This window comes from Nocardia sp. KT25-26, from assembly GCF_056627695.1.
In genome coordinates this window covers 506,352-519,694 of record NZ_CM152813.1, presented here as the reverse complement: position 1 = coordinate 519,694, position 13,343 = coordinate 506,352, and the positions used below count along the sequence as shown (strand labels likewise).

Below are 13,343 nucleotides of genomic sequence, written 5' to 3'. Positions count from 1 at the left end.
GGGGTCAGATCCGTTCGGCCAGGCCCGGATAGTCCAGCAGGAAACCGTCTGAGTCGACCCGCAGGGTGGCGCTGGACACCGGTGAGAGCACGCTGATGCCGTCGGCGGCGCTGCTGTAGGTCAGGTCGGCCTCGGCGACCAGCAGCTCCGGCAACCGGACATAGACGACCGGCACCTGGACGTCGCCGACGCTGTGCTGGAGTCCGAAGCGCCGGATCGGCAGCGTGTTGAAGAACGGGCTCAGCACCACATCGACGTCGAGCGCATGCCCGAACATGGACCGCTGATGGTTGCCGCCCGCATCCACCAGCCAGTAGTTCTCCTCGTCCCGCGATATCGAGGCGTGCCGCTCACCGGCTGCCGTGGTCGCCCGCAGCGACAACCGCCGGGTCGCCCCCTGCTCGTCGGTGACCAGATCGTAGGAGGCGCTGAAGGCCGGGTGCTCGTCACAGGCGGCGCCGATCATCCGGCCGGCGGCCCGGATCCGGTTGCCGTTGACCGTCACCCGAACCGACTCCATGCGCATATTGTCCGGGGATCGCCAGGTGAGCACCGTCGGCCAGCGGACCGCCGGTCTGGGCTCGGAGGGGCCGTCGTTGCCCGGGGCTGGAGTCGTCACCCCTCTACGGTAAGCCGTTACCCGCAGATCGCCGTGCCTCCGGTGGCCTCGGACCGGTGACGAGTCGCTCCCGGGGCACCGGCTCGAGTAACGTTGCCCGCACAACAGCTGGCGGAAAGGGACAGTCGGTGACGAGCGCGCGGATGGTCGGGCTGTTTGCCGGAATCGGCGGGCTGGAGCTCGGGCTGACCGAGCACGGCTGGCAAACCGAACTGCTGTGCGAAATCGACCCGGGTGCGCAGGGGGTACTCGGTGCGCAGTTCCCCGACGTCCCGTTGCACGCCGATGTCACCCGGCTGCGCGCATTGCCGGGCGGCACCGAACTGGTGGCAGCGGGGTTTCCCTGCCAGGACCTGTCCCAGGCGGGGCGCACGGCGGGGATCACCGGACAGCGTTCCGGCCTGGTCGGCGAGGTGTTCCGGCTGGTCCGCCGCAAGCGCGGGCCGCGCTGGTTGCTCATCGAGAACGTGCCGTTCATGCTGCAGCTGGGTCGCGGCGCCGCCATGCGGCACATCACCGGCGCGCTGGAAGAGCTCGGTTACCGCTGGGCCTACCGGGTGGTCGATGCGCGCGCCTTCGGGCTGCCGCAGCGCCGGCAACGGGTGCTGATGCTGGCCTCCCGTACCGAGGACCCCCGCACCGTCCTGTTCGCCGACGAAGCCGGGCCGCGCGAATCCGGCGACCCCGCCCACGACCCGTGCGGCTTCTACTGGACCGAGGGCGTCCGGGGTCTCGGCTGGGCGGTGAATGCAGTGCCCACCCTCAAAGGAGGCTCCGGGCTGGGAATCGCGAGCCCGCCCGCCGTTCGGCTGCCCTCCGGCGAAATCGTCACACCCGGCATCGTCGACGGTGAACGACTGCAGGGATTCGCCCCGGGGTGGACCGCACCGGCGCTGACGGTGCCCGGCGTGCGACGCGGCCACCGCTGGAAACTGGTCGGCAACGCCGTCAGCGTGCGAATGGCGAGCTGGGTCGCCGGTCGGCTCGCCGCACCCGGAACCCCGCTGGACACCGGCGAACCGATTCGCCCCGGACACGCCTGGCCCACCGCCGCATGGGGTGCTTCCGGAACCGCCCACCGAGTCCCCCTGAGCACCTGGCCGGTCCACGAACCCTACGAGGACCTGCGACACTTCCTCACGGATACACAGCTGCTCTCTGCCCGGGCCACCGCCGGGTTCCTCCGGCGCACCGGAATGGGCAACCTGCGCTTCCCACCGGGATTCCTGGACGATGTGCAGGTCCATCTCGATCGGATGAGCGGTTCGGCCGCGTGACCCGGAATCGCCGTGTCCGGCCGGGTAGCGTTCGAGGCAGGTGATCGCTGATGTCCCAGAACCGGCCGGGCACCGACCCGGTGACCAGCGCCCGGATGTCGCGGCAGCGGCGCACCGGCACCGAACCGGAGCTGGCGTTGCGCCGGGAGCTGCACCGGCGTGGGCTGCGCTACTTCGTCGACCGCGCCCCGCTACGCGGGCAACGGCGCCGGGCCGACCTGGTGTTCCCGCGCCGCCGGATCGCCGTCTACGTGGACGGATGTTTCTGGCACCGCTGCCCGGAACATGCCACCGACCCGAAGAACAACGCGCAATGGTGGGCGGACAAGCTGGCCGCCAACGTCGCCCGCGACCGCGCCACCGACGCCGCCCTCCGCGAGGCCGGCTGGCTGGTGATCCGGATCTGGGAGCACGAGGATCCGGTGGCCGCGGCCGATCGGGTGCAGCGCGAGCTCACCGAACGTTGATCACCGCCGGTCCGACCGCACGCGCACGACCGAACGCGGTGCGTGCTCCGCCATGAACCCGGACAGCACCATCGCCGTCAACATCATGAACCCGGCCGATACGGTCAGAAACGTCACCGGAACCTCCTCGCTCGAATTTGTCGAATTCCAGCCTGCCCAGCGAACCTGACAGCAGCCTGTGGGTAGGCCGGTAGAAACGGTGTGGGGTGACGTGGCCGCACCGCCGCGACCTCGATGACAGTGCGACCGGTCCAAACAGGCGAGAATGGGCGCATGGCGAGCGACGGCGCGGTTCGAGCGGATCTGGATCTGGTGGCAGCGGGCACCGAGCGGCTGATATCGGCCATCTCGGGCATGTCCGAGTCGGAACTCGGAGAACCTTCACAGCTACCCGGATGGTCACGAGGCCACGTCCTGACCCACCTCGCCCGCAACGCGGACAGCCTGCTCAACCTGCTGCTGTGGGCCCACTCCGGCACCGAGATCCCGCAGTACCCGAGTGCGGCGTCGCGCGACGCCGATATCGAGGCGGGAGCCGGCCGGCCGGTACAGGTCCAGCGGGAGGACGTCGAGGCCGGCCACCGCCGATTCCTCGCGCTCGGACGCACCCTGCCCGACGACGCCTGGCAGCACCAGGTCCGCAATCGCCAAGGCGGCGCACTTCCCGCCGCGGGTGTCCCGTGGATGCGGTTACGGGAAGTCGAAATCCATCACGTCGATCTGGGCATCGGCTACACCTCAGCAGATTGGCCCCGTGCCTTCGTCGACCGGCTCCTCCCCGAGGCCGCCCGCGACCTGTCCGGGAAGCTGACCGATACACCGGCTTTCGACATCCAGACCACCGACTCCGAATTCATTACCACGGTCGGCAGCAGCCGCCCGACCCATACCGTTCTCGGCCCGGCCCACGCCGTACTGGCATGGCTCCTCGGCCGTTCCACCGGCGACACCCTCCCCGGCCCGCTTCCGGACCTGCCTGCCTGGAAGTAGGACGCGCCTACGGCTCGGCCCAATTGTCCACAGGCCACAGCAATCCACAGACACGGGTCACTCCGCCCGAACCGGTCGGCCACGCAGACAACGATCACCGTATGTCCACCATCCGAACTCGCGCGGAACTCCGGGCAGCAGGCATCCCCGCCCGGACCATCGACTACCGGCTTCGCCGCGGCACCTATACCCGCCTGTTTTCCGGCGTCTATGCCGTCGGCCCACCGAGCGCGCAGGACCGGGCGGCCGCAGTCGTCGCCTGGATCCCCGAAGCACGGCTCAGCCACCGAACCGCTGCCTGGTTGTGGGGCATGCTGGACGAACCCGAGGTCTACGAGGCAACGGTCCCGGTTACCATCTCCCGGCGAGCGCCGGCCTGGGTAAAGCTCTACCGCAAGGACCTGCCCGCAGCTGCGCTCGACGACACCCGTGAATTCCCGATGGTGAGCCCCGCGCAGACGCTGGTCGACTGCATCGGGGTGCTGTCGCAGCCCGCCGCGGACCGTCTGGTCGACCGCCACCTCGGACGAACCGTCCCCCGCCGCAACGTTCTGGAGCTGTGCCGACCCGGCAGCCATGGCACGCGGGCAGTACATCGCCAGCTCCGTGAGGCGGCCACCCGAGCCCTGTCCGAGCCGGAGCGGCGCTTCGCCCGGGCCCTGGCCCGACGCAATCTGTTCCTCCTCGCCAACCACGAGGTCGGTCCCTATGTTTGCGACTTCGTCGACGAAGCTTCCCGCACGATTGTCGAGATCGACGGCTGGGAGTTCCACTGCGATCGAGCGACCTTCCGCCGCGACCGGCGCCGACAGAACTGGCTGCTGGCGCAGGGCTGGTTTCTGCTGCGCTACGCCGCCGGCGACATCATCGACTACTGCGATACCTGCGTCGACGAGGTCGAGCGGGTGCTTCGAGACCGGCGCCGGTGGTGTCCTCGCCGACGGTTCCGCTGATCGTAGAGTTGCGCTATTCGCACAGAACTGCATCAGATCGCGCGATTTCGGCCATTCGACGCTTTTTGTGTGCGAGTAGCGCAGTCACCGCTCAGTCCGGCACGCGTAATAGGACTTTGCCGAACGTGTCGGGATCGTCCAGCATTCGATGCGCTTCGGCCGCCTCGGTGATAGGCAGTTCGGCGTGCACGATCGGGGCGATCCGGCCTTCGGCGACCAACGGCCAGACGTGATCGTGGACGGCGGTGATGATTTCGGCCTTGCTGCCAGGGCCCGAGGTCGGCCGATTGCGCACGTTGGTGGCGTGGATCGTGCCCCACTTGCCCAGCAGAGCGGCGAGATTCAGTTCACCGGTGACCCCGCCCTGCATGCCGATGACCACCAGCCGCCCGTACGGCGCGAGCGCCTCGACGTTGCGGGCCAGATAGGCGGCGCCCATGTTGTCCAGGATGATGTCGGCACCGTTGCCGCCCGAGCCGGAGGGCAGCGCGGCAACTTCGGCCACGAAGTCGTCGTTGCGGTAGTCGATCAGGATATCCGCGCCCAGCTCGGCGCACCGTTGCAGTTTCTCCGATGAACCGGCAGTCACCGCCACCCGGGCACCCAGCTGTTTGGCCACCTGGATGGCGTGCGTGCCGATCCCACCGCCACCACCGTGGATCAGGACCAGCTGGCCCGCATGCAGCCCGGCCGTGAGCACCAGGTTCGACCACACCGTCGCCGCCACCTCGGGCAGGCCCGCGGCTGCCACCGAATCCAACCCGTCCGGGATGGGCAGCAACTGGGTGGCCGGTACCGCCACCCGCTCCGCGTAGCCGCCGCCGGACAACAAGGCGCACACCCGGTCCCCGACGTGCCAGTCACGCACACCGCTACCGACCTCGACAATCGTTCCGGAACACTCCAGCCCCGGCACCGAAGTGGCATCCGCGGGTGGGCGGTACAGACCGCGACGCTGCAGCAGATCCGCCCGATTCACCCCGGCCGCGATCACCTCGACCAGGACCTCACCGGCGCCCAACACCGGATCGACCGACTCGGTCCACTCCATCACCTCGGGCCCACCGAACCCGTTCAGCTCGATTGCATGCACCACCCCATCCTGGCGTCCCCGCGCACCCACCGCCAGCGGCCACCCCGCCTCGACGGGCCTTCGGTTACGATCGAGGTCCGAGGAGACGTGGCAGAGCGGCCGAATGCACTCGCCTTGAAAGCGAGCGTGGGTAAAACCACCGGGGGTTCAAATCCCTCCGTCTCCGCCAGAAGCGTGCGGCCCGAAGGGCCCTCGGGCTGAGCGGCTCAGCGGAGCTGTAGCCCGGCCCCGGTCGCGAAGGCCAGGAAGCGGTCGTTCTCGTGCGGGTCGCCGATGGTGATCCGTACCCCGTCGCCGGGGTACGGGCGGATCACCGCACCGGCCTCGGCGCTGGCCTCCGCATAGCCGACACTGCGCTCACCGAGCGGCAACCAGACGAAGTTGGCCTCGCTGGGCGGCACCTCGTAGCCGGCGGCCAGCAGTGCCGAACGCACCCGATCACGCTCGGCGACCACGGCATCGGTGCGGTCCAGCAACTCGTGCCGGGCCTCCAGGCAGGCCAGCGCCGCGGCCTGCGCCACCCGGTTCACGCTGAACGGGGTGTGCACCTTCGCCAGCGCGGTGATCACCTCGGGGTCGCCGACGGCGTACCCGACCCGCAGGCCGGCCAGCCCGTAGGCCTTGGAGAAGGTGCGCAGCACCACCACGTTCGGGCGGGTGCTCGCCAGCTCCACACCGTCGGGGCCGTCCGCCGCCCGCACGTACTCGTAGTACGCCTCGTCCAACGCGACCAGCACGCCGGGCGGCACCCGGTCCAGGAAACGCACCAGTTCGGCGCGAGTGAGCGCGGTGCCGGTCGGGTTGTTCGGATTGCAGACGAAGATCAGCCGGGTGCGTTCGGTGATCGCCGCAGCCATGGCGTCCAGGTCGTGTCCGTGGTCGGCGGTGAGCGGCACCGGCACCGCAGTCGCGTTGCCGACCTGAGCGATGATCGGATACGCCTCGAACGAACGCCAGGCGAACATCACCTCGTCGGCCGGCCCGGCACAGGTGATCTGCACCAGCTCCTGGCAGAGGGCGACGCTGCCGCAGCCGACGGCCACCCGGTCCGGGGGCACCCCGAGGAAACCGGCCAGGTGTGCCCGCAGCTCGGTGGACTGGTTGTCCGGGTACCGGTTGGCCAGCTCTGCCGCCTCGGTGATCGCCTTCATGACGCTCGGCAGCGGTCCGTGCGTGGTCTCGTTGCTGGCGAGTTTCACCGCACCCGGATGGCTGCGCCCCGGCGTGTAGGCGGGGATCGTGGCGAGGTCGGGCCGGATGTGCGCTGTCACGCCTCCAGCCTACTTCGGCAACGACGGCGCCGAGCAGTGCGGCGACCCGCCGACGACCTGCACAATCCCTACCCAACCGGATCGGCCGGAACTACCCTGGGGACATGCCGGGCAGCTATGACGACCTCGCTCCGTTGCGTGGTCCGGACGAATCGGACTCCGGAACGGCCGAGGCGGTACCGATCACCGTCGTCGAACCGGACCGAGCTGCCCGGGGCGGCATCATCGTGCTGCACGAATCCAAGGAGTTCCCGCCCGCGCTGAACGAGTTGATGCTGTCGCTGGCCACCGACGGTTGGATCGTGGTCGCCCCGAACCTGTTCCACCGTCCCGGTGCCGCCGCGGGCGGGCAGGTGTTCGGCGACGACCTGTTCGCCGATTTCGACGCCAGCTTCGACTGGCTCACCCGGCGCGGCGTGTTCGCCGACACCATCGGCGTGCTCGGCTTCGACACTGCAGGCACGGCCGCGTTCCTGGTCGCCACCAACCGGCCGATCGGCGCCGCCGTGAGCGTCGCCGCACCCGGCATCTCCGATAAGCTGGACGAGCAGGCCGAGGCCCTGATCGACGTCGCCGACCGGCTGCAGGCGCCCTGGCTCGGCCTGTTCGGTGCGGACGATCCGGCCACCCCACCCGACGAGGTGGATCGCTTGCGGGACGCCACCGCACGCGCCAACGTCGCCAGCCTCACCATCACCTACCCCGGTCTGAGCCACCGCGCCGACCGTCCGGACGGCGAGGACGAGGACGACGCCGCGATCCGGATCGACTCACAGACCCGGATCTACGACTGGTTCGACAGCAACCTACGCTGAATGACCAGGCGTTTTGGCCCCGGTCGCGCACTCGTGTAATCTTCATTCCCGGCGGTTCGAAAGGACCGGTTGCCCTCGAAGAGAAGGCTCCAGGAGGCGTGCCAGAGCGGCCGAATGGGACTCACTGCTAATGAGTTGTCCCTTCACGGGGACCGGAGGTTCAAATCCTCTCGCCTCCGCCACGCCCGGTCACCCGGGCGACAACTGAACACAGTGCAGATATGCGCCCGTAGCTCAACGGATAGAGCATCTGACTACGGATCAGAAGGTTAGGGGTTCGAATCCCTTCGGGCGCACAGTCAACATCCCCTGACCAGCGCTGAAGGTCAGGGGATGTTTCGTGTTCGAGGCGGCTCATGCGGTTCCCCGGCCCAACCGTGGAGTCGGAGCCGCGCAGCGATCGAGAGGGGCGTCCATGCGACGGATGCCGGATGACCGTCCCGATTTCGGTGGAAGGCTTCCAGCTCGATGTCGTCGTCGACACAGTGAGCGTGCGCGTCGGTCGCGGCATCGTGCAGCTGACGTTCGGCGGTGCACTGTCGCCGTTCGATGTGGCCGAAGCCGACCGCTACACCGGATTGGTCACCGAGCGCCTGGTGCTCCCGCAGTAACGTCCGCACCCGGTAGGAGCTGCCACGGCAACCATTAGCGGGGAAGCTCGGTGAGGGCGCGGCCGAGCTGGTCGATCTCGAAGCGGGTGGTGTAAGGCGCCAGGCCGATGGTGACGGCGCCGCCCTCGTCGTTGACGCCGAGGGCGTCGAGCAGCCGGCTGCCGCCGTGGACGCCGCTGAGGGTGCCGATGCGGCGATCGGCCAGTTCGGCGGCGATCTTCTCCGCCTGCATTCCCGCCATGGTGAAGCTGACGGTGGGGATACGGGTGGAGGCGCGGCCGATGACGGTCAGGTCGGGCACCTCGTCGAGAACCGCCATCAGATGGTCGAACAGCTGATCGTGGTAGTCCTGCAGGGAGGTGATGGAAACCTCCAGGCGTTCCCGGCGGGTACCGGTGGCGGCCTCGTCCAGACCGGCCAGATAGTCGATCGACTGGGTGAGCCCGGCGAGCAGCGCGTACTGGTGACCGCCCACCTCGAGCCGTTCGGCGCCCTTGGCGTACGGGTTCAGCGACATGGACGGGATGCGGTCCAGGAACGCCGGGTCGCGGAAAACCAGCGCACCGATCTGCGGCCCACCCCACGACGGCGCGCTCACCGCGACCACGTCGGCATTGAGTTCCTCGATGTCGATCGGCGCGTACGGGGCGGCGCCGAAGGCGTCGGCGACCAGCAGCCCGCCCACATCGTGCACCCGGTCGGCAGCCACCCGCACCGCCGGCGCGGAACCGACGATCGGCGAGGCCGCGGTGAGTGCGACCAGACGGGCCGTCGGCCCGATCAGCTCCTCGAACTGCCAGGCCGGCATCTCGCAGGTCTCGATCTCCACCTCGGCCCAGCGCACATGCGCGCCGTACCGGTTGGCGATCCGCAGCCACGGCGCCACATTGGCTTCGTCGTCGAGCCGGGACAGCACGATGCCGGTGCCGAGGCCCAGGCGGGAACTCAGCGATTCGGCCAGCCAGGCCAGCAGTACCGCCCGGTCCGGACCCAGGACGACCCCGGCGGGATCACCACCGACCAGGTCGGCGACCGCCTCCCGGGCGGCATCGAGGATCGCGCCGCTGCGCACCGCCGCGCCGTGCCGGCCGACGTGCGTGAAGGAGGAGGTCCGGAAACCGGTCGAGACGGCACGCGATACCGAATCGGGAACCAGCATCCCCGCCTGCGGGTCCAGATGGATCCAGCCGTCGCCCAGGGAGGGAATCAGTCCCCGAACCCTCGCGACGTCGTAAGTCATGCAGGCCACTTTAGGCGCAGCCGAGCACACCGCGTAACCGTGTCCGCCGATCCGGGCAACCGACCGAGTGTTCCCCCGGATCGCAGACGCGAGCCCACCCGCGTCACCCGTACCGCGCCGATCCGGCGCCGCACACCGCATCCGCGGCAGCACGCACCCACCCGTCCGACACCCCCGCCGGGTTAGCACGATCGCGCCGCACACGACATGATGGGGTGCATGACGAACTCGGAGGAAGCCCCCGAATCCATCGTCGTGATCGGCCCCGACGGCCGGCCGGTGACGGTGCCGGCCGACGCCGTCGACGCAGCCGCCGGGCAGGTGGCTGCCGACGGCGCGCAGTCGACCGGGGATTCCGAGAACGACGCCGGCGAATCGCTGGCCGATATGGTCGAGCAACCGGCCAAGGTGATGCGCATCGGCACGATGATCAAGCAGCTGCTGGAGGAGGTGCGCGCGGCACCGCTGGACGAGGCCAGCCGCAACCGGCTCAAGGACATCCACAAGTCCTCGGTCCGGGAACTCGAACAGGGTCTGGCGCCGGAACTGCGCGAGGAACTGGAGCGGCTCACGCTGCCGTTCACCGAGGATGCGGTGCCCTCGGACGCGGAGCTACGGATCGCTCAGGCACAGCTGGTCGGTTGGCTGGAAGGCCTGTTCCACGGCATCCAGACCGCGCTGTTCGCCCAGCAGATGGCGGCCCGGGCACAGCTGGAACAGATGCGGCAGGGTGCGTTGCCCCCGGGCCTGCATGCGGGCGATCCGCGCGGTGCGCACACCGGCGGTGGCACCGGCCAGTATCTGTGAACCGCCACCGTCGGGCGGCGGCCCGCCACCGAAGCACCCGCATCGCGACCCCACCTGCAGTCCCGGAGGACGGTACGGAAGGTAGGGTCGTGCATCGTGCCAGCCGCAGCCGCTCGCCCCGAATCGGTGTCCGAACCGGATGACGCGCGACCCGAAGAGAGCTCCGTGCATTCTGTCGACCACGAACGTCCCGACGAAACCGTCGCCGAGCCCGGCGCGGGCACACCGCTGTTGACCGCGAGCCCGATGGTTTCAGATTCGCAGACCTTCCGCCGCGCGTTCCAGGACATGCGGGACGGCTTCGCCCAGCGCGAACTGTGGCTGTCGCTGGGCTGGCAGGACATCAAGCAGCGGTATCGGCGCTCGGTGCTGGGGCCGTTCTGGATCACCATCGCCACCGGGCTGCAGGCGCTGGCGATGGGGCTGCTGTATTCCACGCTGCTGGATCAGCCGCTCAGCGAGTACCTGCCCTATGTGACGGTCGGCCTGATCGTCTGGAACGTGATCCAGGCGTCGATCCTCGAGGGCTCGGATGTGTTCATCGCCAACGAGGGACTGATCAAACAGCTGCCCTCGGCGCTGAGCGTGCACGTGTATCGCCTGGTCTGGCGGCAGTTCCTGTTCTTCGCCCACAATGCGGCCATCTATCTGCTGCTGCTGGTGGGCTTCTCGATCTGGCGGGATCTGGACGCCTCGGTGCTGCTGGTGCTGCCGGCGATCCTGCTGCTCTTCCTGAACGCCATGTGGGTGACGATCCTGTTCGGCATCTTCAGCACCCGGTACCGCGATATCGGGCCGATCCTGAGCAGCACCACGCTGATGCTCTTCGTGCTGACCCCGGTCATGTGGTCCACGGCCGCGCTCGAGAATTCGGTCGGCGGGATGAGCGACCGGGCCAAGCTGGTCGAGATCGTGCCGACCTTCCACTACCTGGAGATCGTGCGCGCCCCGCTGCTGGGCGAACCGTCCGAACTGCGGCATTGGGTGATCGTCGGGGCGATCACCGTGGTCGGCTGGATCGGTGCGATCCTGGCCTTGAAGCAGTACCGGGCCCGCGTTCCGTACTGGGTGTAGGAGAGCTGCGATGAGTCGTGTGAGTATCGAAACCCATCAGGCCTGGGTCGAGTTCCCGATCTTCGACGCCAAGTCGCGATCGCTGAAGAAAGCGTTCCTGGGCAAGGCCGGCGGCGCGATCGGCCGGAACAACTCCGATGTGGTCGTGGTCGAGGCGCTGCGCGACATCACCATGTCGTTGCAGGAGGGTGACCGGGTCGGCCTGGTCGGGCACAACGGCGCCGGTAAGTCGACGCTGCTGCGGTTGCTCTCGGGCATCTACGAGCCGTCGCGCGGCAGCGCCCGGATCCGCGGCCGGGTGGCGCCGGTGTTCGATCTGGGTGTCGGGATGGATCCGGAGATCTCCGGGTTCGAGAACATCATCATCCGCGGCCTGTTCCTGGGGCAGACTCGCAAGCAGATGCTGGCCAAGATCGACGAGATCGCCGAATTCACCGAACTGGGCGAATACCTGTCCATGCCGCTGCGCACCTATTCGACCGGTATGCGAGTGCGGCTCGCGATGGGTGTGGTGACCTCGATCGACCCCGAGATCCTGCTGCTGGACGAGGGCATCGGCGCGGTGGACGCGGAGTTCATGAAGAAGGCGCGCACCCGGCTGCAGGAACTGGTGTCCCGGTCCGGCATCCTGGTGTTCGCCAGCCACTCCAACGAGTTCCTCGCCCAGCTGTGCGATACCGCGATGTGGATCGATCACGGGCAGGTGCGGTTGCACGGCGGTATCGAAGAGGTGGTGCGGGCATACGAGGGCCCGGAGGCCGGCAACCACGTGGCCCAGGTGCTGCGGGAGATGGAAGACGAGCGCGCGGCCCCCGAGCCGGAACTGGAGCAGAACCAGGCATGACAGGCCAGCAGCCCGATACGACCGCCTCCGGAATCCCGACCGGCATCACCCGGCCGGACCCCGTCGCGCCCCGGTCGGCCGACCCATCCCCGTCGGAGCAATCCGGGCACACCGGGGCAGCGACCGAAACTACCCCGGCCGGCTCCACCGGTGAGACGGTGCCGAGCCCGGTCGACGCGGACACAACGCCCCCCGGCAGCACTGCGCCGGAAACGGGCGGACAGCCCGCCGCGTCGGCGCCGAAGACTGATGCCGAATCGGCCGCAGATACCGCGACCGGGTCGGCGGCGCTCGTCGCCACAGCTTCCGACGACCCCGCCGACTTGCCGGAAGGCGCAGCGGAGGTCTCCCCCGGTTCGCTGACCGCGGATACCGGGCCGCACGCGAAGATCGTGGCGGTCGTGGTGACGCACAAGCGGCGTGAGCTGCTGGCCGAATCGCTGAAGGTGCTCTGCTCGCAGTCGCGGCCGATCGATCAGCTGATCGTGGTGGACAACGCCAACGAGGACGAGGTGGCCGAGCTGGTCGCGCAGCAGCCGATCGAGGCGACCTACCTGGGGTCCCGGCATAATCTGGGCGGCGCCGGCGGCTTCGCGCTGGGCATGCTGCATGCGCTGACCATGGGTGCCGACTGGGTGTGGCTGGCCGATGACGACGGCCGCCCGGACGGCCCGGAGGTGCTGGCCACCCTGCTCGACTGTGCGGACCGGCACGGCCTGGTGGAGGTGTCGCCGGTGGTAGCCGATATCGACGATCCGGACCGGCTGGCGTTTCCGCTGCGCCGCGGCGTCGTATGGCGACGGCTGCGGTCCGAACTCGGCGACGAGGACTTCCTGCCCGGGATCGCCTCACTGTTCAACGGTGCGCTGATCTCGGCCCGGGCCGTCGACCTGATCGGCGTACCGGATCTGCGGCTGTTCGTCCGCGGCGACGAGGTCGAGGTGCACCGCCGCCTGGTGCGGTCCGGGCTGCCGTTCGGCACCTGCCTGCAAGCGGCCTACCTGCATCCCAACGGCGCCGCCGAGTTCAAGCCGATCCTGGGCGGCCGAATGCACACCCAGTACCCGGACGACCCGGTGAAACGCTACTTCACCTACCGCAACCGCGGCTACCTGATGTCGCAGCCCGGGATGCGCAAATTGCTCCCGCAGGAGTGGATCCGCTTCTCCTGGTTCTTCCTGGTCACCCGGCGCGACCCGGCCGGCCTGAAGGAATGGTTCCGGCTACGCTCCCTCGGCCGCAACGAACAGTTCGGCAAACCCGGATAGCCGGCAGCCGTCAC

Annotated in this window: 14 protein-coding genes and 3 tRNA genes; 13 read left to right on the top strand and 4 right to left on the bottom strand. The window is 69.0% G+C overall.

All coding sequences use genetic code 11. From position 1 onward, the window contains the following. Nucleotides 1-4: 4 nt before the first annotated feature. Complete coding sequence (locus tag AC1HFH_RS02400) at nucleotides 5-526, bottom strand: putative glycolipid-binding domain-containing protein (RefSeq protein WP_480248020.1); 522 nt, start codon at nucleotides 524-526, stop codon at nucleotides 5-7. Nucleotides 527-762: 236 nt separating this feature from the next. Between AC1HFH_RS02400 and AC1HFH_RS02395 the strand changes: the two genes are divergently transcribed. The 4 genes from AC1HFH_RS02395 to AC1HFH_RS02380 all read left to right on the top strand — a co-directional run bounded on the left by AC1HFH_RS02395 (nucleotide 763) and on the right by AC1HFH_RS02380 (nucleotide 4,306). Next, complete coding sequence (locus tag AC1HFH_RS02395; RefSeq protein ID WP_480245791.1) at nucleotides 763-1,896, top strand: DNA cytosine methyltransferase; 1,134 nt, start codon at nucleotides 763-765, stop codon at nucleotides 1,894-1,896. Between the two features lie 50 nt (nucleotides 1,897-1,946). Further along, nucleotides 1,947-2,363, top strand: a complete 417-nt coding sequence (locus AC1HFH_RS02390) for a very short patch repair endonuclease (RefSeq protein ID WP_480245790.1) — start codon at nucleotides 1,947-1,949, stop codon at nucleotides 2,361-2,363. A 273-nt stretch (nucleotides 2,364-2,636) separates the two neighbouring features. After that, complete coding sequence (locus tag AC1HFH_RS02385; RefSeq protein WP_480245789.1) at nucleotides 2,637-3,353, top strand: maleylpyruvate isomerase family mycothiol-dependent enzyme; 717 nt, start codon at nucleotides 2,637-2,639, stop codon at nucleotides 3,351-3,353. Between the two features lie 101 nt (nucleotides 3,354-3,454). Then, a complete protein-coding gene (locus AC1HFH_RS02380; protein ID WP_480245788.1) occupies nucleotides 3,455-4,306 on the top strand; it encodes a DUF559 domain-containing protein in 852 nt (283 codons plus the stop codon). A 91-nt stretch (nucleotides 4,307-4,397) separates the two neighbouring features. Here the strand turns inward: AC1HFH_RS02380 and AC1HFH_RS02375 are convergent, their stop codons facing one another. Further along, a complete protein-coding gene (locus AC1HFH_RS02375) occupies nucleotides 4,398-5,399 on the bottom strand; it encodes an NAD(P)H-quinone oxidoreductase (RefSeq protein WP_480245787.1) in 1,002 nt (333 codons plus the stop codon). Between the two features lie 81 nt (nucleotides 5,400-5,480). Here AC1HFH_RS02375 and AC1HFH_RS02370 point away from each other — a divergent pair. Beyond that, a tRNA-Ser gene (locus AC1HFH_RS02370) sits at nucleotides 5,481-5,568 on the top strand. A 37-nt stretch (nucleotides 5,569-5,605) separates the two neighbouring features. On the opposite strand, the gene hisC is transcribed toward AC1HFH_RS02370, so the two are convergent. Beyond that, nucleotides 5,606-6,670: a histidinol-phosphate transaminase gene (gene hisC / locus AC1HFH_RS02365; RefSeq protein WP_480245786.1), complete on the bottom strand. Its 1,065-nt coding sequence runs from the start codon at nucleotides 6,668-6,670 to the stop codon at nucleotides 5,606-5,608. Nucleotides 6,671-6,774: 104 nt separating this feature from the next. Here hisC and AC1HFH_RS02360 point away from each other — a divergent pair, with 104 nt between their 5' ends. The 4 genes from AC1HFH_RS02360 (at nucleotide 6,775) to AC1HFH_RS02345 (ending at nucleotide 8,096) form a co-directional block, all read left to right on the top strand. After that, nucleotides 6,775-7,485: a dienelactone hydrolase family protein gene (locus AC1HFH_RS02360; protein ID WP_480245785.1), complete on the top strand. Its 711-nt coding sequence runs from the start codon at nucleotides 6,775-6,777 to the stop codon at nucleotides 7,483-7,485. Nucleotides 7,486-7,577: 92 nt separating this feature from the next. After that, a tRNA-Ser gene (locus AC1HFH_RS02355) sits at nucleotides 7,578-7,667 on the top strand. A gap of 41 nt (nucleotides 7,668-7,708) precedes the next feature. After that, nucleotides 7,709-7,781: transfer RNA gene (locus AC1HFH_RS02350), tRNA-Arg, on the top strand. Between the two features lie 135 nt (nucleotides 7,782-7,916). Then, nucleotides 7,917-8,096, top strand: a complete 180-nt coding sequence (locus tag AC1HFH_RS02345) for a hypothetical protein (RefSeq protein ID WP_480245784.1) — start codon at nucleotides 7,917-7,919, stop codon at nucleotides 8,094-8,096. 34 nt (nucleotides 8,097-8,130) lie between these two features. Here AC1HFH_RS02345 and AC1HFH_RS02340 read toward each other — a convergent pair whose 3' ends face one another. Next, nucleotides 8,131-9,336, bottom strand: a complete 1,206-nt coding sequence (locus tag AC1HFH_RS02340; protein ID WP_480245783.1) for a cysteine desulfurase-like protein — start codon at nucleotides 9,334-9,336, stop codon at nucleotides 8,131-8,133. A 219-nt stretch (nucleotides 9,337-9,555) separates the two neighbouring features. Here AC1HFH_RS02340 and AC1HFH_RS02335 point away from each other — a divergent pair, with 219 nt between their 5' ends. From AC1HFH_RS02335 to glfT1, 4 genes are all read left to right on the top strand, one after another. Beyond that, on the top strand, nucleotides 9,556-10,143 hold the full coding sequence (locus AC1HFH_RS02335) for a bacterial proteasome activator family protein (RefSeq protein ID WP_480245782.1): 588 nt from the start codon (nucleotides 9,556-9,558) through the stop codon (nucleotides 10,141-10,143). A 246-nt stretch (nucleotides 10,144-10,389) separates the two neighbouring features. Continuing rightward, a complete protein-coding gene (gene wzm / locus AC1HFH_RS02330; protein ID WP_480248019.1) occupies nucleotides 10,390-11,217 on the top strand; it encodes a galactan export ABC transporter permease subunit Wzm/RfbD in 828 nt (275 codons plus the stop codon). A 10-nt stretch (nucleotides 11,218-11,227) separates the two neighbouring features. Further along, nucleotides 11,228-12,061 carry a galactan export ABC transporter ATP-binding subunit Wzt/RfbE gene (gene wzt / locus AC1HFH_RS02325; RefSeq protein ID WP_480245781.1) on the top strand — a complete coding sequence of 278 codons (834 nt, stop codon included), beginning with the start codon at nucleotides 11,228-11,230 and terminating at the stop codon, nucleotides 12,059-12,061. A 359-nt stretch (nucleotides 12,062-12,420) separates the two neighbouring features. Next, entirely contained in the window at nucleotides 12,421-13,329 is a 909-nt protein-coding gene (gene glfT1 / locus AC1HFH_RS02320) for a galactofuranosyltransferase GlfT1 (protein ID WP_480248018.1), read from the top strand. Nucleotides 13,330-13,343: the final 14 nt, after the last annotated feature.

Excerpts from the sequence above, each read along its gene's own strand:
- AC1HFH_RS02360 (WP_480245785.1), top strand. The coding sequence starts at position 6,775 with ATGCCGGGCAGCTATGACGACCTCGCTCCGTTGCGTGGTCCGGACGAA.
- AC1HFH_RS02385 (WP_480245789.1), top strand. The coding sequence starts at position 2,637 with ATGGCGAGCGACGGCGCGGTTCGAGCGGATCTGGATCTGGTGGCAGCG.
- wzm (WP_480248019.1), top strand. The coding sequence starts at position 10,390 with ATGGTTTCAGATTCGCAGACCTTCCGCCGCGCGTTCCAGGACATGCGG.
- wzt (WP_480245781.1), top strand. The coding sequence starts at position 11,228 with ATGAGTCGTGTGAGTATCGAAACCCATCAGGCCTGGGTCGAGTTCCCG.
- AC1HFH_RS02345 (WP_480245784.1), top strand. The coding sequence starts at position 7,917 with ATGACCGTCCCGATTTCGGTGGAAGGCTTCCAGCTCGATGTCGTCGTC.
- AC1HFH_RS02395 (WP_480245791.1), top strand. The coding sequence starts at position 763 with ATGGTCGGGCTGTTTGCCGGAATCGGCGGGCTGGAGCTCGGGCTGACC.
- AC1HFH_RS02340 (WP_480245783.1), bottom strand. The coding sequence starts at position 9,336 with ATGACTTACGACGTCGCGAGGGTTCGGGGACTGATTCCCTCCCTGGGC.
- AC1HFH_RS02380 (WP_480245788.1), top strand. The coding sequence starts at position 3,455 with ATGTCCACCATCCGAACTCGCGCGGAACTCCGGGCAGCAGGCATCCCC.
- AC1HFH_RS02390 (WP_480245790.1), top strand. The coding sequence starts at position 1,947 with ATGTCCCAGAACCGGCCGGGCACCGACCCGGTGACCAGCGCCCGGATG.
- AC1HFH_RS02335 (WP_480245782.1), top strand. The coding sequence starts at position 9,556 with ATGACGAACTCGGAGGAAGCCCCCGAATCCATCGTCGTGATCGGCCCC.
- AC1HFH_RS02400 (WP_480248020.1), bottom strand. The coding sequence starts at position 526 with ATGCGCATGGAGTCGGTTCGGGTGACGGTCAACGGCAACCGGATCCGG.